This window comes from Limimaricola hongkongensis DSM 17492, assembly GCF_000600975.2.
GTDB classification, from domain to species: domain Bacteria; phylum Pseudomonadota; class Alphaproteobacteria; order Rhodobacterales; family Rhodobacteraceae; genus Limimaricola; species Limimaricola hongkongensis.
Map to the genome: position 1 here is coordinate 218063 of NZ_KK088652.1, position 22839 is coordinate 240901.

Annotated in this window: 21 protein-coding genes and 1 tRNA gene; 11 read left to right on the forward strand and 11 right to left on the reverse strand. The window is 68.0% G+C overall.

Translation table 11 applies throughout. The features are described 5' to 3' along the window. The first annotated feature begins 1 nt into the window (after position 1). Positions 2 to 124, forward strand: coding sequence for a hypothetical protein (locus tag LOKHON_RS16570; protein WP_017928608.1), 123 nt, complete (start codon positions 2 to 4; stop codon positions 122 to 124). A 178-nt stretch (positions 125 to 302) separates the two neighbouring features. Here LOKHON_RS16570 and LOKHON_RS09345 read toward each other — a convergent pair whose 3' ends face one another. Next, a complete protein-coding gene (locus LOKHON_RS09345) occupies positions 303 to 773 on the reverse strand; it encodes an iron-sulfur cluster assembly scaffold protein (protein ID WP_017928607.1) in 471 nt (156 codons plus the stop codon). 66 nt (positions 774 to 839) lie between these two features. Here LOKHON_RS09345 and hisI point away from each other — a divergent pair, with 66 nt between their 5' ends. Continuing rightward, positions 840 to 1196, forward strand: coding sequence for a phosphoribosyl-AMP cyclohydrolase (gene hisI / locus LOKHON_RS09350; protein ID WP_017928606.1), 357 nt, complete (start codon positions 840 to 842; stop codon positions 1194 to 1196). A gap of 42 nt (positions 1197 to 1238) precedes the next feature. Here hisI and gluQRS read toward each other — a convergent pair whose 3' ends face one another. From gluQRS to gyrA, 4 genes are all read right to left on the reverse strand, one after another. Beyond that, positions 1239 to 2078 carry a tRNA glutamyl-Q(34) synthetase GluQRS gene (gluQRS, locus tag LOKHON_RS09355; protein ID WP_017928605.1) on the reverse strand — a complete coding sequence of 280 codons (840 nt, stop codon included), beginning with the start codon at positions 2076 to 2078 and terminating at the stop codon, positions 1239 to 1241. Then, entirely contained in the window at positions 2079 to 2264 is a 186-nt protein-coding gene (locus LOKHON_RS09360; RefSeq protein WP_017928604.1) for a hypothetical protein, read from the reverse strand. It lies immediately after the preceding gene. A gap of 75 nt (positions 2265 to 2339) precedes the next feature. Further along, positions 2340 to 3695: a methylenetetrahydrofolate--tRNA-(uracil(54)-C(5))-methyltransferase (FADH(2)-oxidizing) TrmFO gene (gene trmFO, locus LOKHON_RS09365; RefSeq protein ID WP_026147489.1), complete on the reverse strand. Its 1356-nt coding sequence runs from the start codon at positions 3693 to 3695 to the stop codon at positions 2340 to 2342. 70 nt (positions 3696 to 3765) lie between these two features. Next, entirely contained in the window at positions 3766 to 6537 is a 2772-nt protein-coding gene (gyrA, locus tag LOKHON_RS09370; protein ID WP_017928602.1) for a DNA gyrase subunit A, read from the reverse strand. 206 nt (positions 6538 to 6743) lie between these two features. Here gyrA and LOKHON_RS09375 point away from each other — a divergent pair, with 206 nt between their 5' ends. Then, a complete protein-coding gene (locus LOKHON_RS09375; protein ID WP_017928601.1) occupies positions 6744 to 7031 on the forward strand; it encodes an usg protein in 288 nt (95 codons plus the stop codon). Between the two features lie 65 nt (positions 7032 to 7096). Here the strand turns inward: LOKHON_RS09375 and rocF are convergent, their stop codons facing one another. The 3 genes from rocF to LOKHON_RS09390 are packed head-to-tail and all read right to left on the reverse strand — an operon-like array spanning position 7097 to position 9111. Further along, on the reverse strand, positions 7097 to 8020 hold the full coding sequence (gene rocF, locus LOKHON_RS09380) for an arginase (protein WP_017928600.1): 924 nt from the start codon (positions 8018 to 8020) through the stop codon (positions 7097 to 7099). Positions 8021 to 8077: 57 nt separating this feature from the next. Continuing rightward, a complete protein-coding gene (locus LOKHON_RS09385) occupies positions 8078 to 8536 on the reverse strand; it encodes a disulfide bond formation protein B (protein WP_017928599.1) in 459 nt (152 codons plus the stop codon). Then, positions 8533 to 9111, reverse strand: coding sequence for a YqaA family protein (locus tag LOKHON_RS09390; RefSeq protein ID WP_017928598.1), 579 nt, complete (start codon positions 9109 to 9111; stop codon positions 8533 to 8535). The genes LOKHON_RS09385 and LOKHON_RS09390 overlap by 4 nt, the downstream gene beginning before the upstream one ends. Positions 9112 to 9204: 93 nt before the next feature. Between LOKHON_RS09390 and ypfJ the strand changes: the two genes are divergently transcribed. The 5 genes from ypfJ (at position 9205) to LOKHON_RS09415 (ending at position 14944) form a co-directional block, all read left to right on the forward strand. Further along, positions 9205 to 10059, forward strand: a complete 855-nt coding sequence (gene ypfJ / locus LOKHON_RS09395) for a KPN_02809 family neutral zinc metallopeptidase (protein WP_017928597.1) — start codon at positions 9205 to 9207, stop codon at positions 10057 to 10059. Between the two features lie 44 nt (positions 10060 to 10103). Continuing rightward, positions 10104 to 10188, forward strand: a tRNA-Leu gene (locus LOKHON_RS09400). 106 nt (positions 10189 to 10294) lie between these two features. Further along, positions 10295 to 11470, forward strand: coding sequence for a glutathionylspermidine synthase family protein (locus LOKHON_RS09405; protein WP_017928596.1), 1176 nt, complete (start codon positions 10295 to 10297; stop codon positions 11468 to 11470). Positions 11471 to 11493: 23 nt separating this feature from the next. Next, positions 11494 to 12093, forward strand: coding sequence for a DUF1190 domain-containing protein (locus tag LOKHON_RS09410; protein WP_017928595.1), 600 nt, complete (start codon positions 11494 to 11496; stop codon positions 12091 to 12093). A gap of 535 nt (positions 12094 to 12628) precedes the next feature. Further along, entirely contained in the window at positions 12629 to 14944 is a 2316-nt protein-coding gene (locus LOKHON_RS09415) for a Hint domain-containing protein (protein WP_017928594.1), read from the forward strand. 51 nt (positions 14945 to 14995) lie between these two features. On the opposite strand, the gene LOKHON_RS09420 is transcribed toward LOKHON_RS09415, so the two are convergent. After that, positions 14996 to 15604, reverse strand: a complete 609-nt coding sequence (locus LOKHON_RS09420) for a nucleotidyltransferase family protein (RefSeq protein ID WP_017928593.1) — start codon at positions 15602 to 15604, stop codon at positions 14996 to 14998. Positions 15605 to 15717: 113 nt separating this feature from the next. On the opposite strand from LOKHON_RS09420, the gene LOKHON_RS09425 reads away from it, so the two are divergent. Further along, positions 15718 to 16974, forward strand: a complete 1257-nt coding sequence (locus tag LOKHON_RS09425; RefSeq protein WP_017928592.1) for a DUF2254 domain-containing protein — start codon at positions 15718 to 15720, stop codon at positions 16972 to 16974. A gap of 2 nt (positions 16975 to 16976) precedes the next feature. Here LOKHON_RS09425 and LOKHON_RS09430 read toward each other — a convergent pair whose 3' ends face one another. Beyond that, a complete protein-coding gene (locus tag LOKHON_RS09430) occupies positions 16977 to 17534 on the reverse strand; it encodes a lipid-binding SYLF domain-containing protein (protein ID WP_017928591.1) in 558 nt (185 codons plus the stop codon). Between the two features lie 106 nt (positions 17535 to 17640). Further along, the gene (hemB, locus tag LOKHON_RS09435) at positions 17641 to 18642 is read right to left on the reverse strand and encodes a porphobilinogen synthase (protein WP_017928590.1); all 1002 of its coding nucleotides are present in this window, start codon (positions 18640 to 18642) and stop codon (positions 17641 to 17643) included. Between the two features lie 121 nt (positions 18643 to 18763). On the opposite strand from hemB, the gene LOKHON_RS09440 reads away from it, so the two are divergent. Then, complete coding sequence (locus LOKHON_RS09440; protein ID WP_017928589.1) at positions 18764 to 19300, forward strand: hypothetical protein; 537 nt, start codon at positions 18764 to 18766, stop codon at positions 19298 to 19300. 47 nt (positions 19301 to 19347) lie between these two features. After that, complete coding sequence (mfd, locus tag LOKHON_RS09445; protein ID WP_017928588.1) at positions 19348 to 22818, forward strand: transcription-repair coupling factor; 3471 nt, start codon at positions 19348 to 19350, stop codon at positions 22816 to 22818. The last annotated feature ends 21 nt before the right edge of the window (positions 22819 to 22839 follow it).

The following is a 22839-nucleotide window of genomic DNA, read 5'->3' on the forward strand; positions in this document are numbered from 1 at the left end:
GATGGCACGGGAACTCAAACTGGTTGTGCACCGCTCTCGCGACACCCTCGTCGCCGACGCGCTGGGCGCGGCGTCTCTCGCGGTCCTGTTGATCGTCGGATTGTGGCTGCCCGGCCTGATCTGATCTGCCCGGATCCCTTGCCGGTCGCCGCAGCCCAGTCCCGCGGGTCATCGCGGCGGATTGCCCGTCCGCCGCCCGGAGCCACGCTCCGGCGGATGACCGGACCCCCAGGGGATCCCGCCTGTGCCGCCGCCATCCCTCGCGGGATGCGCGGCGGTTTTTTCATCGGATCGTCAGGTGTTCAGATCGCCGCGCGCTGGCCTGCCTGCGCTTCTTCGAGCGCCTGCGTCGCGGCCTCGATCGCCAGCAGGATCGACGCATGGCGGTTGCGGTATTCGCGCGCGGGCACGAGCACCTCGAACCCGTCGAAGGGCGCCTCCGGCACCGGGCCGCCTTCGGCCAGCATTGCGCGCAGCTGGTCGCGCCCGCGGGCAAGCTCGCCGTGATCGCGCCCGATCACCGCACCGCCGACGATCGCCGCCGCCGCCTGTCCGAGCGCGCAGGCCTTCACGTCCTGCCCGTAGCCGGTGACACGGCCATCTTCGACCGTCATGTCCACCGTCACGGTCGAGCCGCAAAGCGGCGCGCGGCGGCGCACCGTGGCGTCGGGCGCCGCGAGCCGTTCGGTCAGCGGCATCTCCGTCGTCAGGGCGAGGATGCGCTTCGAATACAGCTTGATCAGGTCGGTTTCGCCGCTGGCGCGATCGGTCATGTTTGCCTCTTCGATGTCGTCCCTCTAGATAGGCGCGATGCCACGGGATGCAAAAGGTTTGTGCCGATGTTCGACCCCAAGACGCTTCGCTATGACGCCAACGGCCTCATTCCCGCCATCGCCCAGGAGGCGGCCACCGGGGAGGTGCTGATGATGGCCTGGATGAACGCGGCCTCGATCGAGAAGACGCTTGCTTCGGGCCGCGTGACCTACTGGTCGCGCTCGCGGCAGGAGTTCTGGGAAAAGGGGGCGACTTCGGGCAACCAGCAGGTGTTGGTCGAGATGCGTCTTGATTGCGACCGCGACTGCCTGCTCTTGCAGGTCGAACAGTCCGGGCCGGCCTGCCATACCGGGCGGCGCAACTGCTTTTACACGGCGGTGCGGCAGGGCGACGAGGTCGAGATCGCCAAGCCGATGACGTGAGGGCGGCGGCGCCGGATTTGCGTATTTGAAGAACAAAGTGGCCTAGAGGCCGACCATCCTGCGGATGTCGGCCGGGCTCGCCCCTTCGTCGCGATACAGGCCAATGGCGCGCGCGTCGTCGCGCTTGGCCAATCGACGTCCCGTGTCGTCCCGGATCAGCCGGTGATGGTGAAATGCGGGCACGCTCAGCCCCAGCAGCCGCTGCAAGAGGACATGCAGCGGCGTCGCCTCGGCCAGATCGCGGCCCCGGACCACTTCGGTCACGCCCTGATGCGCATCGTCGATCACCACGGCGAGGTGATAGGACGTCCCCATGTCGCGGCGCGACAGCACCGGGTCGCCGATGTCGTCGATCAGCGTGCCCGGCGCGATCTCGCGCGGGCCGGCCTCCTCGCCGGTTTCTGTCCAGCGCAGCGGCCCGTCGATCCGGGTGGCCGCGCGGGCAAGGTCGAGCCTGAGCGGGACAGCCTCGGGAAGCGGCCCCGTCCGGTCGCGTCCCCGGCAGGTGCCGGGATAGATCATCCCGTCCGGCCCGAAGCGGGGGCCGCCTTCCTGCGGTGCCGATGCCGCTTCGAGTATGTCGCGCCGGTTGCAGCCGCAGGGGTAGAGCAGCCCATCGCTCCACAGACGGGTCAGCGCCGCCCGGTAAGCGGGCAGCCGGTCGGATTGACGCAGCACCGGTTCGGGCCAGTCGAGCCCGAGCCAACGCAGGTCGTCATGGATGCGCCGTTCCCATTCGGGCTTCGACCGCTGCCGGTCGATATCCTCGATCCGAAGCAGGAAGGTCCCACCCTCGGCCCGGGCATGAGCCGTCAGCGCCGAAAAGGCGTGGCCGAGATGCAGCGGCCCCGTGGGCGACGGCGCAAAGCGGGTGATGCGCATTCAGCCGCGCTTGACCGCGCTTTGGTGGATGATCAGCCAGGCCAGCAGGATGAAGATCGGGTGGCCGAGCCCGCCCGAAATCAGGATCGCCGGGAACCAGATCACCAGCACCACGAGACCGAGGATCACGCGGCCCGTCAACATGATGGCGACGGGCGGCAGAAGAAGCGCGAGAATATAGAGCATTCAGAATCCGTTCCGATTGGGTCGCCTTACAGATGTGGTCTCGCCGCCAAGGCGGCAAGACCCGCCGTCATCGTCTCAGGCGTCGGTCGTCTCCTGCGCCGCGAGCCAGTCGCGCCAATCCTGCTTGGCCCGGTCGGTATAGCCCTTGTAGCGGTCCTTGCGCCCGCGCCGACCGCCGCGCATGCCTTCGAGCGGTGGGAAAAGGCCGAAATTGACGTTCATTGGCTGAAAGGTCTTGGCCTCTGCGCCGCCAGTGATGTGGGTCACGAGCGCACCCATCGCGGTGGTCTGCGGCACGGCGGGCACCGCGCCGCCAAGGATTTCGGCGGCGGCGAGACGGCCTGCAAGCAGACCCATCGCAGCACTCTCGACATAGCCTTCGACGCCCGTGACCTGGCCCGCGAACCTTATATTGGGCCGGGCGCGCAGCCGCATCTGCCCGTCGAGCAGCGTCGGGCTGTTGAGGAAGGTGTTGCGGTGGATGCCGCCGAGCCGCGCGAAGCGGGCGTCTTCAAGGCCGGGAATCATACGGAAAACATCCGCTTGCGCGCCGTACTTCATCTTGGTCTGGAAGCCGACGATGTTGTAGAGCGTCCCGAGCTTGTTGTCGCGCCTGAGCTGCACCACGGCGTAGGGCTTGTTTTCCGGGTCATGCGGGTTGGTCAGGCCCACCGGCTTCATCGGCCCGTGGCGCAGCGTTTCGCGCCCGCGCTCGGCCATCACCTCGATCGGCAGGCAGCCGTCGAAATAGCCCGCTGTCTCGCCTTCGTGGAACTCGGCCTTGTCCGAGGCCAGAAGCGCGTCGATGAAGGCTTCGTGCTGGTCCTTGGTCATCGGGCAGTTGATGTAGGCGGTGCGCTCTTCTTCGGTCTCGCCCTTGTCATAGCGCGATTGGCGCCACGCCTTAGACATGTCGATGCTCTCGGCATAGACGATCGGCGCGATGGCGTCGAAGAAGGCCAGCGCCCCGGTGCCGGTCACGGCCGAAATCGCCTCGGCCAGCGCGGGCGAGGTCAGCGGGCCGGTGGCGAAGATCCAGCGCCCGGTCTCGGGCAGCTCGGTCACTTCGTCGTAGCTGACGGTGATGTTCGGATGCGCCTTGAGCCGCGCGGTGACGTCGGCGGCAAAGGGATCGCGGTCGACCGCCAGCGCGCCGCCAGCGGGAAGGCGGTGCCGGTCGGCGGTCTGCATGATGAGTCCGTTCGCCGCGCGCATTTCCCAATGCAGCAGCCCCACCGCGTTCTGCTCGTCATCATCCGACCGGAACGAATTGGAACAGACCATCTCGGCGAGATCGCCGGTCCGGTGCGCGAAGGTTTCCACCTTGGGCCGCATTTCATGCAGGATCACGGGAATGCCGGCATTCGCGGCCTGCCATGCGGCTTCGGAGCCGGCCATGCCGCCGCCGACGATATGAAGAGGTTCTGTCATGGCGCCCAGATAGGCGGGGACGGGGCCAAAGAAAAGCCCCGTCCGGCGAAGCGGACGGGGCTTTTGGATCTTATTCGGCGTCGTCGGCCTCCGGGCCGGGCTCGGGGGCTGCGGCCTCGACCGCCTCCACCGCGTCGCCCTGATCGGCGATCCGCGCCACCGAGACGACCTCTTCGCCGCGCCCGGTGTCGAACACCTTTACCCCGCCCGCCGAGCGGGAGCGGAAGGAGATGCCGTCCACCGGCACCCGGATCGATTGGCCGGCGGAGGTCACCAGCATGATCTGGTCGCCGGTCTCGACCGGGAAGGCCGAGACGATCGGGCCGGCGCGCATCGCCTTGTCGGTCGCGCCAACGCCCATGCCGCCGCGCCCGCGCACGGGATAGTCGTGGCTCGACGACAGCTTGCCGGTGCCGCGCGCCGAGATGGTGAGGATCAGAGTCTCGGAGGCCGACATCTCGGCATAGCGTTCGGGGCTAAGCGCGCCGGCGGCGACGCCCTCGTCGTCCTCTTCGGTCTCGGCGTCGTCGGCGATCCCCGCCATCGCGCGGCGCATCTTGAGGTAAGCCGCGCGCTCCGAGGCCTCGGCCTCGAAATGCGGGATCACGGCCATCGACACGACATGGTCGTCCGCCGCCAACCGGATGCCGCGCACGCCGGTCGAGCTGCGGCCCTGGAACACCCGGACATCGGTGGTGCGGAAACGGATCGCGCGGCCCGAATCCGTGACCAGCATCACGTCGTCATCCTCGGACGCGATGCGCGCGTTCACGAGGCTCACATCCTCGGGCAGCTTCATCGCGATCTTGCCGTTGCGCATGACGTTGGTGAAATCCGACAGCGCGTTGCGGCGCACGTCGCCCGCGCTCGTGGCAAACACGATCTGCAGGTCGGACCATTCCTCCTCGGGGCGGTCGACCGGCATGATCGCCGCGATCGAGACGCCCGTGGGGATCGGCAGGATGTTGACGATCGCCTTGCCGCGCGCGGTGCGGCTGCCCAAGGGAAGCCGCCAGCATTTCAGCTTGTAGACCATGCCCTCGGTCGTGAAGAACAGCATCTGGTCATGCGTGTTCGCCACGAAGAGCGAGGTGACGACGTCGTCCTCCTTGGTCTGCATGGAGCCGAGGCCCTTGCCGCCGCGCCGCTGGGAGCGGAACTCGGCCAGCGGCGTGCGCTTGATGTAGCCGCCCTGGGTCACGGTGACGACCATATCCTCGCGCTCGATGAGGTCCTCGTCTTCCATGTCGCCGGCCCAGTCGACGATCTCGGTGCGGCGCGGCACGGCGAAGAGATCGCGCACCTCGGCCAGCTCCTCGCGGATGATCGTCAGGATGCGCTCGCGCGAGGACAGGATGTCGAGGTAATCGCGGATCTTCTCGGCCAGCTCCTGCAGCTCGTCCGTCACTTCCTGCACGCCGATCTGGGTCAGGCGCTGCAGCCGCAGCTCGAGGATCGCGCGGGCCTGCGCCTCGGACAGGTTGTAGGTGCCGTCCTCGTTCACCGGGTGGAGCGGGTCGTCGATCAGCTTGATGTATTCGATGATCTCATGCGCGGGCCAGTTGCGCGTCATCAGCTTTTCGCGCGCATCCGCGGCATCCGCCGAGGCGCGGATCGTGGCGACGACCTCGTCGACATTGGACACGGCGACGGCGAGACCGCACAGGATGTGGCTGCGCTCGCGCGCCTTCCTGAGCAGGAACGCCGTGCGCCGGGCGATCGCATCCTCGCGGAAATCGAGGAAGGCGGTGAGAAAGCCGCGCAGCGTTAGCGTCTCGGGGCGGCCGCCATTTAGCGCGAGCATGTTGCAGCCGAACGAGGTCTGCATCGGCGTGAAGCGGAACAGCTGGTTGAGCACAACGTCCGGGGTCGCGTCGCGCTTGAGCTCGACCACCACGCGCACGCCGTTGCGGTCGCTTTCGTCCTGCACATGGGCGATGCCCTCGATCCGCTTGTCGCGGGCGGCCTCGGCGATGCGGTCGATCATCGACGCCTTGTTCACCTGGTAGGGGATCTCGTCGACGACGATCGCATAGCGGTCGCGGCGCAGCTCCTCGACATGGGTCTTGGCGCGGATGATCACCGAGCCGCGCCCTTCGAGATAGGCCTTGCGCGCGCCCGAGCGGCCCAGCATCAGACCGCCGGTCGGAAAATCGGGGCCGGGCACGAACTCCATCAGCCCCTCGGAGGACAGGTCAGGATCGTCGATCAGCGCGAGACAGGCGTCGATGACTTCGCCCAGATTGTGCGGCGGGATGTTGGTCGCCATGCCGACGGCGATGCCGCCCGCGCCGTTGACCAGCATGTTCGGAAACCGCGCGGGCAGGACCGTCGGCTCGCGATCCTTGCCGTCGTAGTTGTCCTGAAAATCGATCGTGTCCTTGTCGATATCCGACAAGAGAAACGCCGCGGGGCGGTCCATGCGGACCTCGGTATAGCGCATGGCCGCGGCGTTGTCGCCGTCCATGGAGCCGAAATTGCCCTGGCCGTCGAGAAGCGGCAGCGACATGGAGAAATCCTGCGCCATCCGCACCAGCGCGTCGTAGATCGCGCTATCGCCATGCGGGTGATACTTGCCCATCACGTCGCCGACGGGGCGGGCCGATTTGCGATAGGGCTTGTCATGGGAATTGCCGGTCTCGTGCATGGCATAGAGAATGCGCCGGTGCACGGGCTTCAGCCCGTCGCGCAGATCGGGGATCGCGCGGCTGACGATCACGCTCATCGCGTAATCGAGATAAGACGTCTTCATCTCCTCGACGATGGAGACCGTGGGGCCGGAAGGCACGGGGCGCTCGGGCATGGAATCGTCGGTCTCGGGTGTGTCGGGAATGTCGCTCACGAGGGGAAGCCTGCTGTCTTGTGACTGCTATATATTGTGAGCCAAACCTATAGCACCCGCGCCATATGGGGCGCAACACGCGATGCCGCCCGCGGCTGGCAGCCGCCGAGCATGGTGGCTAACAAGCTGTGATAATTGACTTTTCATGGGTTTTTGATGGAATCGAAGGGCGCGGTCAAGGCCGCGCGTCACGCAGGAGCCGGACCATGCCGCGATCCCCGACGCCAGAGCCCTCCGAAACCGAGCTGATGCTCAGGGGATACGGGCTCACCACGGCCGAGCTTTTCTACCGGATGCCCGACTATCGGCACGTGCTCAACAGCTATGTCTGGCAGGACTACGACCTTGCCCCGGATCACCCCAGGCTGTTCGAATTCATCGCGTTCTGGCAGGACGAGATCGAAGGGCCGCTGCATTCGGTGCGCTTCAGCCACCGCAAGCTGATCGCGCCCGGCGAATGGCGCAACGTGACCGGCGAGTTTCACTATCATTGAGCGATGCGCCGGGGGTCCGGGGGCGCGGCCCCCGGACCCCCGGCGTATTTGCGGAACAAGGTCGTTCAGGCGCCGCGCGGCGTCGGGCGGTCGAACACCCGGCGCCCCATCAGCGAGGCCGCCAGCTCGACCATCAGCGCGGCGGTGCGGCCCCGCTCGTCGAGGGACGGGTTCAGCTCCACCAGGTCGAGCGAGCCGACGAGACCCGAATCCGACAGCATTTCCATCGCCAGATGCGCCTCGCGCACCGTCGCGCCGCCCGGCACGGTGGTGCCCACGGCGGGCGCCGCGGCGGGGTCGAGGAAATCGACGTCGAGCGAGACGTGCAGGATGCCGTTTGCCGCCTCAACCTTGGCGAGAAACTCCGACAGCGGTTTGGCGATGCCGATCTCGTCGATCATCCGCATGTCCACCAGCGTCGCCTCGCCATCCTCGAGCGCTGCGCGCTCTTCGGGGTCGACGCTGCGCAGGCCGATCATGCCGACCTGGCTGACCGGAACGGTGGCGGGCAGGGGCGGGAAGGCGTCAAAACCTTCGCGGCCCGTCACGTAGCCCAGCGGCGTGCCGTGCAGGTTGCCGGTGGAGGTGCTGTCAGGGGTGTGGAAATCGCTATGCGCGTCGAGCCAGAGCACGAAGAGCGGGCGGTCGATCTCCTTGGCATGCGCGGCCATGCCGGCGACCGAACCGAGCGACAGCGCATGGTCGCCGCCCATGAAGATCGGAAAGCCGTTCGGGGCCTGTTCGCGCGCGGCCCGCATCAAGGCGGCGGTCCAGCCGACATTGAGCGCGAGCTCGTGCACGGCGGCGTTGCGCGGCGGCGCCACCTCGACCCGGTCGGGGGCGACGTTGCCGATGTCGGTCACTCCGTGGCCGAGCGAGGCGAGCGCCTCGGCAAGACCGGCGGTACGGTAGGCGTCAGGGCCCATGAGGCAGCCGCGGCGTCGCTTGCCGCAATCCACCGGGGCGCCGATAAGGATGCAATCTGTCATGCGCGGATCATGACGCGGGGAGAAGCGGGGGGGAAGGGGTTTCCTCGGGTCGCCCGGCTAGCTGCGGCGCAGTGCCGAGACCCACAAGAGCACCAGCCCCGCCGAAAGCAGCGCGTTCCAGCTCGCCATCGACAGGCCGACCAGCTCCCAGCTGACCACGTCGCACATCACGAGCACCGGCCCGTCGGTCGACAGCAGGTCGCTCCCTGACAGCGCGCCGAGCCCCTGGCCCGTGCCGGTGCAGCTTGAAGGGCCTTCCCACCAGCCGCGCTCGACCCCGCTGTGAAACACACCGATCGCGGCCGTCGTGGCCGCCGCGAGCGCGCCCAGGGCCGGCAGGGCGCGGCCCGGCAGCACCAGCGCGATCAGGCCGATCGCGATGGCGATGCCATGCGGCCAGCGCTGCCAGATGCACATGGCGCAGGGCGGGTAGCCAAGGGCCTGAAAGACGAAGGCCCCGCCCAGAAGCGCGGCGGAGCCGAGCGTGGCGAGAAGCAGGGTCAGCTTGCGGCTCACAGGTACCTCGTCGCGTAGAACCCGGCGAAGAGCATGGCGCAGAACAGCGTGAAAACCAGCCCCAGCCGCCGCTCGATGAAATCGCGCGCCGGATCGCCGAAGCGGCGCAGGATCGCCGCCACGAGAAAGAACCGCGCCGCCCGCGCGATGATCGACGACAGGATGAAGATCGGCAGCGACAGCCCCGTCACGCCAGAGGCGATGGTGATCACCTTGAAGGGAAAGGGCGTGACGCCGGCGATCAGCACCGCCCATGCGCCCCAGTCGTTGTAGCGCAGGCGGAATTCCTCGAACTTCTCGGCCTTGCCGTAGAGGTCGAGCACCCATTGGCCCACGGTTTCGAACAGCGCCGCGCCGATCCAGTAGCCCAGGAGCGCGCCGGCGACCGAGGCCAACGTGCAGACCAGCGCGATCAGCCATGCCCGGCGCGGCCGCGCGAGGATCATCGGGATCATCAACGCGTCCGGCGGGATGGGAAAGACCGATGATTCGGCAAAGCTCACCGCGCCGAGCGCGGGCAGCGCGTGGCGATGCGCCGCCAGAGAGATCGTCATGTCGTAAATACGGCGCAGCATGGAACCCGGATCACCTGTGAAACGTCAACTCTTCAGGACCACGGCCCCGCCGCGGGGTCAACCGGGCAATCGCCTGTCGAAAGGATCGGTGGCATGAAGTGGCGCGGACGCCGTGGCAGCGGCAATATCATCGACAGGCGCCGCGCGGGCGGACGCGGGCGCGGCGTCGCCATCGGCGGGGCAGGCGGGTTCGGCCTGCTGGCCGTGGTCGTGGTCGGCTATTTCCTCGGGGTCGACCTGACGCCGCTTCTGGATGACGGGCGCATGCAGGGCGGTGGCGGCGGCGAGATCACCGCCGCCGACGAAGAGGCGGCGCAGTTCGTCTCCGTCACCCTCGCCGATACCGAGGAGATCTGGACCGACATCTTTGCCAGCGAGCTGGGCCAAAGCTATGACCCGGCCGAGCTGGTGCTGTTCAAGGGGGCCACGCAGTCGGCCTGTGGCGGCGCCTCCGCCGCGACGGGGCCGTTCTATTGCCCGCCCGAGGAACGGATCTTCCTCGACACCGATTTCTTCACGACGCTGGAGCGGCAGCTCGGCGCGCGCGGCGATTTCGCCGCCGCCTATGTCGTGGCGCATGAGGTGGCGCATCACGTGCAGCAGGAGCTTGGCATACTGTCCGAGGTCAACGCCCTCCGCCAGCGCAGCGACGAGGCGACCTCGAACGCGCTGTCGGTGCGGATCGAGCTTCAGGCCGATTGCCTGTCAGGGATCTGGGCGCGGCGGGCCGAGGCGATGTTCGGCGCGATCGAGCCCGGCGACATCGAGGAGGCGATGAACGCCGCCGCTCGGATCGGCGATGACACGCTGCAGCGCGAGGCGGGGCGCGTGGTGCGGCCCGACAGTTTCACCCACGGCACCTCCGAACAGCGCCAGCGCTGGTTCGCCACCGGCTACGAGCAGGCCAGCCTTTCTGCCTGCGACACCTTCGCGGCCGATCGCATCTGACCGCGTTGACGGCCCCGCGCGCCCGGTCTATGCGGATCTGGCGTGCCGGTGTGGCGGAATGGTAGACGCAGCGGATTCAAAATCCGCCGCCCACAAGGCGTGGGGGTTCGAGTCCCCCCACCGGCACCAGCTCATTTTTACCCCTTCGCGGCATATGCCGCCCCCCGGGGCTGGCCCATGCGCGCCGCGCGCGCTAGGTCGGCCATGCGCGCCCAAGCGCCGCGGAGGACAGATCATGCAACGTATCGCCACGGGCACCCGGCCCGATTTCGAGGACAAGGCCCGCGAGGCGGGCTTTACCTTTCACCACATGCATGGCGAGCCCTATTGGGACGAAGAGACCGTCTATGCCTTCGATCTCGACGAGGTCGAGACCATGATCGAGGATCCCGCCACCGAGCTGCACGGGATGTGCCGCGAGGCGGTGGGGCACGTGCTGCGTTCGGACGCGTTGATGGAGCGGCTGTCGATTCCGCGCGATCTGCGCCCCTTCGTGATCGAAAGCTGGGAAGCGGGGGAGCCCGAGCTTTATGGCCGGTTCGACCTTGCACATGACGGCGACGGCCCCGCCAAGATGCTCGAATACAACGCCGACACGCCGACCGCGCTGTATGAAAGCGCGGCGTTCCAGTGGCAATGGCTCGAGGACATGGTGGCGTCGGGCGCGCTGCCAGAAGGATCGGACCAGTTCAACGGGCTGCACGAGGCGCTGGTCGCGCGGCTGGCGGAGATCTTCGCGCCCGACACCGACCTGCATTTCGCCTGCTTCCCCGACGACGCGGAAGATTACGCCACCACCGAATACATGGCCTGGGCGGCGCGCGAGGCGGGGCTTGGCGCCCATTTCGCGCCCATTCCCGAGATCGGGCTGACCGATGCGGGACAGTTCGCCGATGGCGAGGGCCGGGTGATCGGCGCGATGTTCAAGCTCTACCCGTGGGAGGACATGCTGCGCGACGATTTCGCCGAGGCGCTGCCCGGCGCGCGCTGCCGTTTTCTGGAACCGCCATGGAAGGCGGTCCTGTCGAACAAGGGCATCCTGCCGGTGCTGTGGCAGCTCAACGAGGGACACCCGAACCTGCTGCCCGCCTATTTCGAGGACGAGGCCGACACCCCGGCCGCCCGCGCCGCGCTGGCGCAGGGCCATGTCCGCAAGCCGCTCTTTTCGCGCGAAGGCGCGAGCGTGGACATCGTGACCCCCGACGGGGGCGAGCGCGCGCCCGACCGGAGCTATGACGGTCACGCCACGATCCTGCAGGCCTATCACCCGCTGCCCGTCTTCGACGGCATGCACCCGGTTGTGGGCGCCTGGATCGTGGGCGAAGCTTGCGTGTCGATGGGCCTGCGCGAGGATCGTGGCCGCATCACCCGCGACCTGAGCCGCTTCAAGCCGCATTTCATCCGCGCCTGAGCCGGCGCGAGGAGGAGACCCGCATGACCACAGCCCCGACCCCGACCCCATCGCGCAAGCGGTCGCGCCACGTTCGCATCGCGCTGCTCGGTGCCGCCGCTTTCAGCCTCGCCGCCTGCCGCGAGGAGGAGGTGCCCTCCGCCGCCTTTCCGACGCTCGACGCCTGTCTCGAAGCCGCCGCCGGGCCGGGGACATGGGTGACCGAGGAAAGCTGCGAGCAGGGCTTCGGCGAGGCGCTCGAGGCGCATGTCGAGACCGCGCCGCGCTATGACGAGGAGGCGCTGTGCGAAGCCGAGCATGGCGGCGAATGCATGGTCGAAGAGCGTCCCGGCGGCGGCGGGTCGGTGTTCCTGCCGCTGATGGCGGGGTATCTTCTGGGCAATATGCTCGGCGGGCGCGGTGCCATGGCGCAGCCCTTTTACGGCCGCTCCTCGGGCGGGTTCGCCACCCCCGGCGGGACGGTGCTCAACAACGCGCGCGGCAGCACGACGCTGTCGCAGAATGCGTTCAAGGCCGGGCCGGTGACCCGCTCCGCCGCGCCGATGACCCGCGCCACCGTGAACCGCACCGGCGGTTTCGGCGCCGCGCGCACCGGGACCGGTTCGCGCGGCTTTGGCGGCTGAGGCAGGGCGGCGGTCTATGCGCCGTTTGCGCACAATCTCGGGGCCTCGCGCCGACTGGTCAGGTCGGCGCAACGTGGATCATGTCGGAATTGGGGCGGGGGCGCGGCGTTCTTGTGGGAGTGGCGTGCGCCTGTTTGTTCCTCGGGGCGGGATAATGAAGGGGCGAGACCGGCCCGTTCTGGTGGATTTTCACGGGTTTTCCGCCGATCCATAAATTTCGTGTTTCCATTTTTCGCATAATCTGCCGGGACAGGGTCGCCGGGCTGTGCCGGTTTTGCCGGTAAGCGCCTGCCATGCACCATGTTTCGGACACTTTTCCCTTTGTCGCCCGCGCGGTGCGGGATATTTATGAGCCAAGCCCGAGACGATCGGGGTACCAAGGATCTGCATGCGACCCGTGGGGGGAAACAGCAGGACATCGACAAGGCGCGCTGCCCAAATCGACGCCAAAGGCATCCACCCGCCCTGCGGCGGGGTGGGCAAGGCCGGACCGAACGAATGCCGGGCCCTGCGCCCGCTGTGAAGGAGACGAGTGATGGCGAACAAGCGGATCGACGGAACCCCCGGCGACGACACCCGGACCGGCGGGGCGGAGGACGAGACGCTGTTCGGCGGCGCGGGCAACGACACGCTCGATGGCGGCGGCGGGACCGACACGGTCTATGGCGGTGCGGGCGACGACCGGCTTTCGGGCGATGCGCATGACACGCTCTATGGCGGCGACGGCGCCGACACCTTCACCCCCGGCCGTGGTGGCGCGGTCTATGGCGGCGGGGATGGCGGCAGCGACGATCTCGACACGCTCGATCTGCGCGGCATGGGCAATATCTATTACAAGGACATCGTTTCCGACGATGACGGCAACGGGTCCAGCGGCTGGGTCCAGTTTCTCGACGAGAACATGCAGCCCACCGGCGAGCGGCTCGATTTCCATGACATCGAACGGTTCCTGAAGGATCCGCAGGGCAACAACGCCCCCGTCGCGCAGGACGACAGCGCCAGCACCGCGCAGAACATGGCCGTGACGATCGACGTGCTCGACAATGACGACGACCCCGATGGCGATCCGCTGCGCGTCACCTCCGCCAGCGTGAGCCGCGGCACGGTGGAGATCCAGGACGACGGCACGCTGCGCTACACGCCCGAGCCGGGCTTCACCGGCGATGTCGTCATCGACTATGCCATCAGCGACGACCGGGGCGGCACCGACAGCGCGCAGGTCGCCCTGAACGTAAGCTGCCCCAAGGGCCCCGACGGCATCGTCGAGGGCATGGCAGGCGCCGACATGATCGACCTCGCCTATGAGGGCGATCCCGATGGCGACCGCGTCGACAATGGCGATGCGATCCTTGGCGACGATGCCCCCGATGACGACCGGATCGAGGCTTATGGCGGCGACGACACGGTGCGCGCCGGGCTGGGCGACGATCTCGTCCATGGCGGGCAGGGTGATGACGACATCTCGGGCGGCGCGGGCAGTGACGAGATCTATGGCGGCGATGGCGACGACGTCATCGATGCGAGCGACGGCGACCGCGAGGCCGACCTCGACCGTTTCGACAACCCCTATCCCGGGCTGGCCCGGGACCAGGATATCCATGACGATCGCGACACCGTCTATGGCGGCGCGGGCGATGATCGGATCCACACCGGCGACGATCGCGACACCGTCTATGGCGGCACCGGCGCCGACCGGATCGACGCGGGCATCGATGACGACCGCGTCGATGGCGGCGCGGGCGACGACCACCTGATCGGTGGCGAGGGCAACGACACCATCTATGGCGGCGCGGGCGATGACACGATCATCGGCGGATTGGACCCGAGCCTGCCCGACTGGCTCAACATCCGCGACGACGCGGGCGATCTCGTTACCGACAATGGCCGCGACACGCTGTTCGGCGGTGATGGCAACGACACCATCCTCGGCCAGGACGATGACGACACCCTCTTCGGCGGCGCCGGCGACGACACGCTCGACGGCGGCATCGACGACGACATCGTACATGGCGGTGCGGGCAATGACACGATCATCGGCGGGCAGGGCGTCGACAAGCTGTTCGGCGATGACGACCGCGACACCTTCCGGGGCGGCAATGGCGGCGACCGGGTGGTCGGCGGCGAGGGCGGCGACGATTACGACACGCTCGACCTCGACGGCGCCGATGTCGACCGGATCGAATACACCTCCGACGACCGCGAAGACGGCATCGTCCACTTCAAGGACGGCTCGACCCTGCGCTTCGAGGAAATCGAGAACGTCGTGCCCTGCTTCACGCCGGGCACCGTGGTTGCCACGCCGCGCGGCGAACGGCTGGTCGAGGAGCTGCGCGAGGGCGACCGGATCATCACCCGCGACAACGGCATCCAGGAAATCCGCTGGGTCGGTCACAAGGAGGTCGGCCCGGCGCAGTTCCTGACCAGCCCGCATCTCAAGCCGGTGATGATCCGCGCGGGCGCGCTGGGGGGCGGCTTGCCCGAGCGCGACATGATGGTCTCGCCCAACCACCGGGTGCTGCTGTCGGGCGCGCGTGCCCAGCTTTGCTTCGGAGACAGCGAGGTGCTGGCCGCGGCCAAGCATCTCGTCGGATCGAAGGGCATCCACGAGATCGACGTGATGCGCACCAGCTACATCCACTTCATGTTCGACCGTCACGAGGTGGTGCTGTCGAACGGCGCCTGGACCGAAAGCTTCCAGCCCGGTGACCATACGCTCAAGGGGATCGGCGCGACCCAGCGCGACGAGATCTTCGGCCTGTTCCCCGAGCTGCGCGAGCGGCAGGGCATCGACGGTTATCGCGCAGCCCGCAAATCGCTCAAGCGCCACGAGGCGCGTCTGATGGTGGTCTGAGCACACGGGCGCCCCGCGCCCGAGAGTTTAACCAGCTGGCCGGGCGGGGGATCAGATCCTTCCGCCCTTTTTCATGGCCTGCATGGCGCCCCATGCCGCCCAATCCTCCGGCGTGTCGAGGTCGCGGGTCGCGGCGTTGCCCGGCAATGCCACCAGACGGGTTTTCCCGCGATAGGGGGCAAGCGCGCCACGCCCTCCCTGATCCCCGGACAGCGCGGCAAAGCGCGGTCGCAGCGCGGCGTCGCAGAACAGCGGGTGGCCGACGCGGCCCCGCGCCGAAGCGCCGCGCCAGACGAGGTGCCCATCGTCGCGCGCCGCCGCGTCGATCACCCGCGCGATGGCCGCGGCGTCGAGATCGGGCAGGTCGGCGGGCATCACCCCGAAGCGCCGCGCCAGCGGCAGTCGCGCCACGCCGCCGCGCAGCGTGCCGCCCATGCCCTCGGCGCTCGAAGCGACCGGCAGCGCCACCGCGTCGAGCCCCGCGATCAGCTTTGCGCGCGCATCACCGGGCCGCAGCGCGACGAAGACCCGCGCCCCCGCCGCGATCGCCGCCATGGTCTGGCGGCGCAACAGCGGCACGCCGTCGATCTCGGTCGCCAGCTTGTCGGCGCCGCGCATCCGCGCCGAGGCGCCCGCGGCAAGGATCAACAGAGGAAACACGTGCAACTTCCTTTCAGGGCCGGGCGTTGATCGGGGACGTGCCTGCCCCCTAAGGGCTGACGCGTCGGGTGCCAAGGATCGGTCAGGCCGCTCCGGAACGGAAAAAGAGGCCGATGTTCGTCACCATACTGCGCAAGATCCACCGCCTGTCACGCCGCCTGTGGGTCCGCGTGACGCTGATCTCCGGTCTGGCCTTCGTGGCGCTGGGGGCGGCCAAGCTGTTCGGGCCGATGATCCCGGACGGGCTGTCGGAGATGATCGGCGCGGACGCGCTGAACCGGCTGCTCGACATCATTTCGACCTCGATGCTGGCGGTCACGACCTTCTCGCTGTCGGTGATGGTGAGCGTGCACCAGTCGGCCTCGTCGAAATGGACGCCGCGGGCGCACCGGATGCTGCTCGCCGACACGACGACGCAGACCGTGCTCGCCACCTTCATCGGCGCCTATATCTACTCTCTGGCCGCGATCATCCTGCTGTCGACGCCCTATTACGGCGAAAAGGAGGTGGTGACGCTCTATCTCGCGACGCTGGCGGTGCTGGTGCTGATCGTCTTCGTGATCCTGCGCTGGATCCTGCATCTGCAGGCGCTCGGCAGTCTCGTCGATACCACCGCCCGGATCGAACGCGAGGCGCTGCGCAGCTTTCGCGCGCGAATGGAGCGGCCCTGCCTTGGCGGTCATGCGCTCGACCCCGGCGACATTCCGGCGGCCGCGCGGCCCATCCGCGCCAGGCGCACCGCCTATGTGCAGGCGATCTACGAGGACAGCCTGCAAAAGGCGGCGGAAGAGCAGGGCGGGCAGGTCTATGTTGACGCGCCGGTCGGCCGCTTCGTGCATGAGGGCGAACCGATCGCGCATATCCTCGGGGGCGGCGACGCGCTGGAAGAGGCGGTGCGTGCCGCCATCCATATGGGCGAGCTGCGCACCGCCGAGCAGGATCCGCGCTTCGGGCTCATCATGCTGTCGGAGATCGGCTCCAAGGCGCTGTCGGCGGGTATCAACGACCCGGGCACCGCGATCGACGTGATCGGTCGGATCGGCCGGGTGATCGGGTCGTATCGCGACGAGATCGGGCATGGCCGCGAGGAGGCGATCCACGACCGGCTCTGGGTGGTGCCACTGGCGCCGCGCGACCTGATGCAGGACGGGTTCGGCGCCATGGCCCGCGACGGCGCGGCGCAGGTCGAGGTGCTGGTCGCGATGCTCAAGGCGCTCGCCGCGCTGCAACGCCATCCCGATGCCGCCATCGCTTCGGCGGCGCATGACATGGCAGGCGAGGCGATGGCGCGGGGCCGCGCGGCGATAGATTTCGGCCCCGACCGCGACCGGCTGGCCCGCGCCGCCCCCGAAGCGGCGGCGCGGCGCTGAGATCAGGGAATGATCCGGCTGTATTTCGTGCCTTCGAGCGTGGCGCCGACGCGCAGGCCGGTCTGCGCGAAGACCACCGCGATCACCGGCGACAGCGACGTGGTGGTTTCGGCGCGCAGCATCTCGCCGCGGTCGTTGATCGCGTATTCGACGTCGGCGCCCGCGGCCCAGCCCGGCGCCCGGCGGAAATCCGACAGCGCCTGTTCGGTCATGAAGAACAGCACGTGGCTGAACTGCTGCGCGCCGATCTGCAGCCCGGCGCTGGCCGAGGCGGCGGAATAGTAATCGACCACGCTCTGCCCGACCATCAGCGCGCCGCGCCCATATGCGCCGCCAAAGCCCAGGCCCACCTCGGTGACCAGCGGCATCACCAGCATCCCCTTGGAGCGCGACGCCAGGTCGCGCGTGCCCGGGTAACGATCATACATATGGTCGAGCGTGCTTTGCACCCTTGCGTCGATGCGCGATCCGCCATCGCTGCCCACGCCGTTGCCGCAGGCGGCCAGAAGGCCGGTGGCGCCGAGGCCGAGCATCAGCCCGCGCCGTGTCGTCTTGTCCATGTCGCTGCCCCTCATGCGATGTCGTGCCGCCCTTGTGTCCGGGCGGTCGGGGCGGAGCATAGGCCAGCCAGGACGGGCTGTCATCCGCCCATGCCGCCTTGGCGCCTCAACCGGCCATGATCTGCGCGGCGCGCGGCGCGAAATAGCTCAGAACCCCGTCGCAACCGGCCCGGCGGAACGCCAGTAGGCTTTCCATCATCACCCGGTCGCCATCGACCCAGCCTTGCCGCGCAGCACCCTCGATCATCGCGTATTCGCCCGACACCTGGTAGGCGAAGGTCGGCACGGCGTAGGTCGTCTTCACCCGGTGGCAGATGTCGAGATAGCTCAGCCCCGGCTTGACCATCACCATGTCGGCGCCCTCGGCGAGGTCGCGGCCCACCATGCGCAGCGCCTCCTCGGCATTGGCGGGGTCGATCTGGTAGGTCTTCTTGTCGCCCTTGAGCGCGCCCGACGCGCCCACCGCGTCGCGGAACGGACCATAGAAGGCGCTCGCGAATTTCGCCGCATAGCTCAGGATCGCGACATGGCCGTGGCCTTCGGCCTCCAGCGCGGCGCGGATCGCGCCGATCCGCCCGTCCATCATGTCCGACGGCCCGAGGATATCCGCGCCCGCCCGCGCCTGCGCCAGCGCCATCTTCACCAGCGCCTCGACGGTCGGATCGTTCACGATCTCGCCATCCACGACGAAGCCGTCATGGCCGTTGGCGTTGTAGGGATCGAGCGCGATATCGGTCATCAGCGCCATCTCTGGCACCGCGTCCTTGATCGCGCGGATCGCGGTGTTGGTGAGATTGTCGTCCGACCACGCCTCGGCGCAATCCTCGGTGCGGCTTTCGGGGCCGGTATAGGGAAACAGGCACATCGCCGGGATGCCGAGGGAATGCGCCGCGCGCGCGGCGCCGACGGCGCGGTCGACCGTCAGCCGGTTGACCCCGGGCATCGAGGCGATGGCGCTTTCCTCGTCGCGGCCCGCCTGCAGGAAGATCGGCCAGATCAGGTTGTCCGGCGTCATCGCGGTTTCGCGGGTCATGGCGCGCAGGGCGGCGCTGCGGCGCAGGCGGCGCGGACGCGACAGCGGGTAGGGGGCGGCGAAGGGCTGCGGCATGATCGGTCTCCGGGGCGGGGTTTTCATATCACAATCCGGGGGTGGCACGGTTTGTCGCGGCCCACAAGTCTGGGCAAGACCGCGGCGCAGGGCTAGGCTCGCGGCTGACGAACGACCCTGGATGACCGCGCACGTGGACCTGACCCAGACTCTCTTCGAAGTGATCGACATGCGGTCCTTCTCCAACCTGTGGTTCTGGATCATGCTGGCGCTCATCTGGTCGGGGGCGAGCCACCGGGTGATCGGCGTGCCCTTCGACATGGTCGTGCGCGCGCGCCGCTTCGGCGGACAGTCCGAGCGCGATCTCGTCGACATGGTGCGCATCAACGTCAACCGGATGCTGCATGTCGCGCATGTCTCGGGGAGCTGGCTGATCGGCTTGGGCGCCTTCGTGCTGTCATCGCTGCTTTTGCTGGCTTTCTGGTACGATGTCGAATTCGCGCAGGCCGTGGTGCTGATCGCGCTGCCACTGGCCATCGTGACCTTGATGAGCCTTGCCACCGCGCGCCGCATCGCCGCCGAACAGCCCGCGCCCGAAGCGCTGTGCCGCAGGCTCGGGCGGCACCGGTTCTGGGTGCAGGTGATCGGCATGGCGTCGATCTTCGTGACCGCGATGTACGGGATGTACCAGAACCTTTCGGTCGCGCCGGGGTTCTGATCCTTCGGGGCGCTTGACAGTGCCCGCCCGAAAGGTAGGTCAGCGCAATGGCAAAGACGAACGGCAGCAGGATCACGGTCTCGGGTGCGCCCGAAGGCTTCGACGCGACACTCGTGCTCAAGGAGGCCGAAAAGGCCGCCGGCCCGGTGATCCATGTCGCGCGTGACGACAAGCGGATGGCGGCGATGCGCGCCGCGCTTGAATTCTACGCCCCCGACATGCCGGTCGTGACCTTCCCGGCCTGGGACTGCCTGCCTTACGATCGCGTCTCGCCCGCCGCCGAGATTTCGGCCGCGCGCATGGCGGTGCTGGCGGGGCTGTTGCAGGGCGGGCCCAAGCGGTTCGTGCTGCTCACCACGCTCAACGCCGCGACGCAGCGCATGCCCGCCCGCGCGACCCTGCGCGACGCCGCCTTTTCGGCGCGGGTCGGCGACCGGATCGACGAGGCCGGCCTGCGCGCCTTTCTGGTGCGGATGGGCTTTACCCAGAGCCCGACCGTCACCGAGCCCGGCGATTACGCGATCCGTGGCGGCATCATCGACATCTTTGCCCCCGGTCAGGGCGGGCCGGTGCGGCTCGACATGTTCGGCGACGTGCTCGACGGGGCGCGCCGCTTCGACGCCGCGACCCAGCGCACCATCGAAAAGCTCGACCGCGTCGAGCTCGCCCCCGTTTCCGAGGTGATCCTCGACGAGCCGGCGATCACCCGCTTTCGCCAATCCTACCGCATCGAGTTCGGCGCCGCCGGCACCGACGATCCGCTCTACGAAGCGGTCACGGCGGGGCGCAAGCAGGCGGGGATGGAGCATTGGCTCGGCTTCTTCCAGGACGATCTGGAGACGCTGTTCGACTATCTGCCCGGCGCGCCGGTGACGCTCGACGACCAGATCGCGCCGCAGCGCGACGCGCGCTGGACACTGGTGACGGACGCCTACGAGACCCGCCGCCACGCGATGGCGCAAAAGGGGCGGATGGATTCGGTCTACAAGCCCGCCGCGCCGGATCTTCTCTATCTCGACGACGATGCGTGGATCGCGGCGACCGAAGGCCGCCGGGTGCTGCGCTTCGCGCCGATCCAGCAGGCCACCGGCCCCGGCGTGATCGACGCGGGCGGCCGCATCGGGCGCAACTTCTCGCCCGAGCGCCAGCAGGAAAGCGTCAGCCTCTTTGCCGCGCTGGCAAGCCACGTGAAGGAGCGGCTGAAATCAGGCCCGGTGGTCATCGCCTCTTATTCCGAAGGCGCGCGCGAGCGCCTGTCGGGGTTGATCGAAGATGAGGGCCTGACCGAGACGATCCATGTCCGCGACTGGAACGGCGTGAACAAGCGGGGGCTGCATCTCGCGGTCTGGCCGCTCGAACACGGCTTTCAGACCGAAGACGTCACCGTCATCTCCGAGCAGGACGTGCTGGGCGAGCGGTTGATCCGCCGCGCCCGCAAGAAGCGCCGCGCCGACAACTTCCTGACCGAGGCGCAATCGCTCAGCGCGGGCGATCTCGTCGTGCATGTCGATCACGGCGTCGGGCGCTATCACGGGCTCGAGGTGGTGACGGCGCTCGGGGCGGCGCATGAATGCCTGCTGATCGAATATGCCGAGAACGCGAAACTCTACCTGCCGGTCGAGAACGTCGAGCTTCTGAGCCGGTTTGGCCATGAAGAGGGCATGCTCGACAAGCTTGGCGGCGGCGCCTGGCAGGCCAAGAAGGCCAAGCTCAAGGAGCGCATCCGCCAGGCCGCCGACCGGCTGATCCGCATCGCCGCCGAACGGGCGCTGCGCACCGCGCCGCGGCTGGAGCCACAGGATAGCATCTGGGAGCAGTTTCTCGCCCGCTTCCCCTATGACGAGACCGAGGACCAGCTTCAGGCGATCGAGGACGTGCTCAATGATCTTGAGAGCGGCCACCCGATGGACCGGCTGATCTGCGGCGATGTCGGCTTCGGCAAGACCGAGGTGGCGATCCGCGCGGCCTTCGTCGCGGCCCTTTCGGGCGTGCAGGTCGCGGTGATCGCGCCGACGACGCTTCTGGCGCGCCAGCATTACAAGAACTTCGAAGAACGCTTCAGGGGTTTTCCGATCAACGTCCGCCCGCTGTCGCGCTTTGTTTCGGCCAAGGAGGCCTCCGACACCCGCGCGGGTCTTGCAGACGGCAAGGTCGACATCGTCGTCGGCACACACGCGCTCTTGGCGAAATCGGTGAAGTTCCGCGATCTGGGTCTCCTGATCGTCGATGAGGAGCAGCATTTCGGCGTCAGCCACAAGGAACGGCTCAAGGCGCTGCGCACCGACGTGCATGTGCTCACGCTCACCGCGACGCCGATCCCGCGCACGCTGCAGATGTCGCTCACCGGCGTGCGCGACCTGTCGATCATCGGCACGCCGCCCGTCGACCGTCTCGCGATCCGCACCTATGTCAGCGAGTTCGACACCGTCACCGTGCGCGAGGCTCTCTTGCGCGAACGCTTCCGCGGCGGGCAGAGCTTTTTCGTGGTGCCGCGCGTGGCCGACCTGCCGGAGATCGAGGAGTTCCTGAAGACCGAGGTGCCCGAGATTTCCTATGTCGTGGCACATGGCCAGATGGCGGCGGGCGAGCTCGACGACCGGATGAACGCCTTTTACGACGGGCGCTATGACGTGCTTCTGGCGACGACCATCGTGGAATCCGGGCTCGACATTCCGACCGCCAATACCATGATCGTGCACCGCGCCGACATGTTCGGTCTTGCGCAGCTCTACCAGATCCGGGGCCGGGTCGGTCGCTCGAAGACCCGCGCCTATGCGTATCTGACCACGCGCCCGCGCGCGCCGCTCACCCCCGGCGCGGAAAAGCGGTTGCGCGTGCTGGGCAGCATCGACAGCCTCGGCGCGGGCTTCACGCTCGCCAGCCAGGATCTCGACATTCGCGGCGCGGGCAACCTTCTGGGCGAGGAGCAGTCGGGCCAGATGCGCGAGGTCGGCTTCGAGCTGTACCAGCAGATGCTCGAGGATCAGATCGCCAAGATCCGTTCGGGGCAGGCCGAGGGTCTCGCCGAGGAAGACGGGCAATGGGCGCCGCAGATCAATCTCGGCGTGCCGGTGCTGATCCCCGAGGAATATGTCCCCGATCTCGACGTGCGGCTCGGGCTTTACCGGCGCCTGTCGGAGCTGACCACCAAGGTCGAGCTCGAAGGCTTTGCCGCCGAACTCATCGACCGCTTCGGGCCGCTGCCCCGAGAGGTCAACACGCTGATGCTCGTGGTGCGGATCAAGGCGATGTGCCTGCGCGCCGGGATCAGCCAGCTCGATGGCGGGCCCAAGGGCGCGACCATCCGTTTCCACAATGACAAATTCGTCTCGCCCGAGGGGCTGGTCGAATTCATCCAGGACCAGAAGGGTCAGGCCAAGGTGAAGGACAACAAGATCGTCGTGATGCGCGACTGGTCGAAGGAGGCCGACAAGATCCGCGGCGCCTTTGGCATCGCCCGCGATCTCGCCGACAAGGTCAAGGCGAAGAAGAAAAAGGCGAAGGCCGAGGCGCAATGACGGAAGCGACATCAAGTTCGG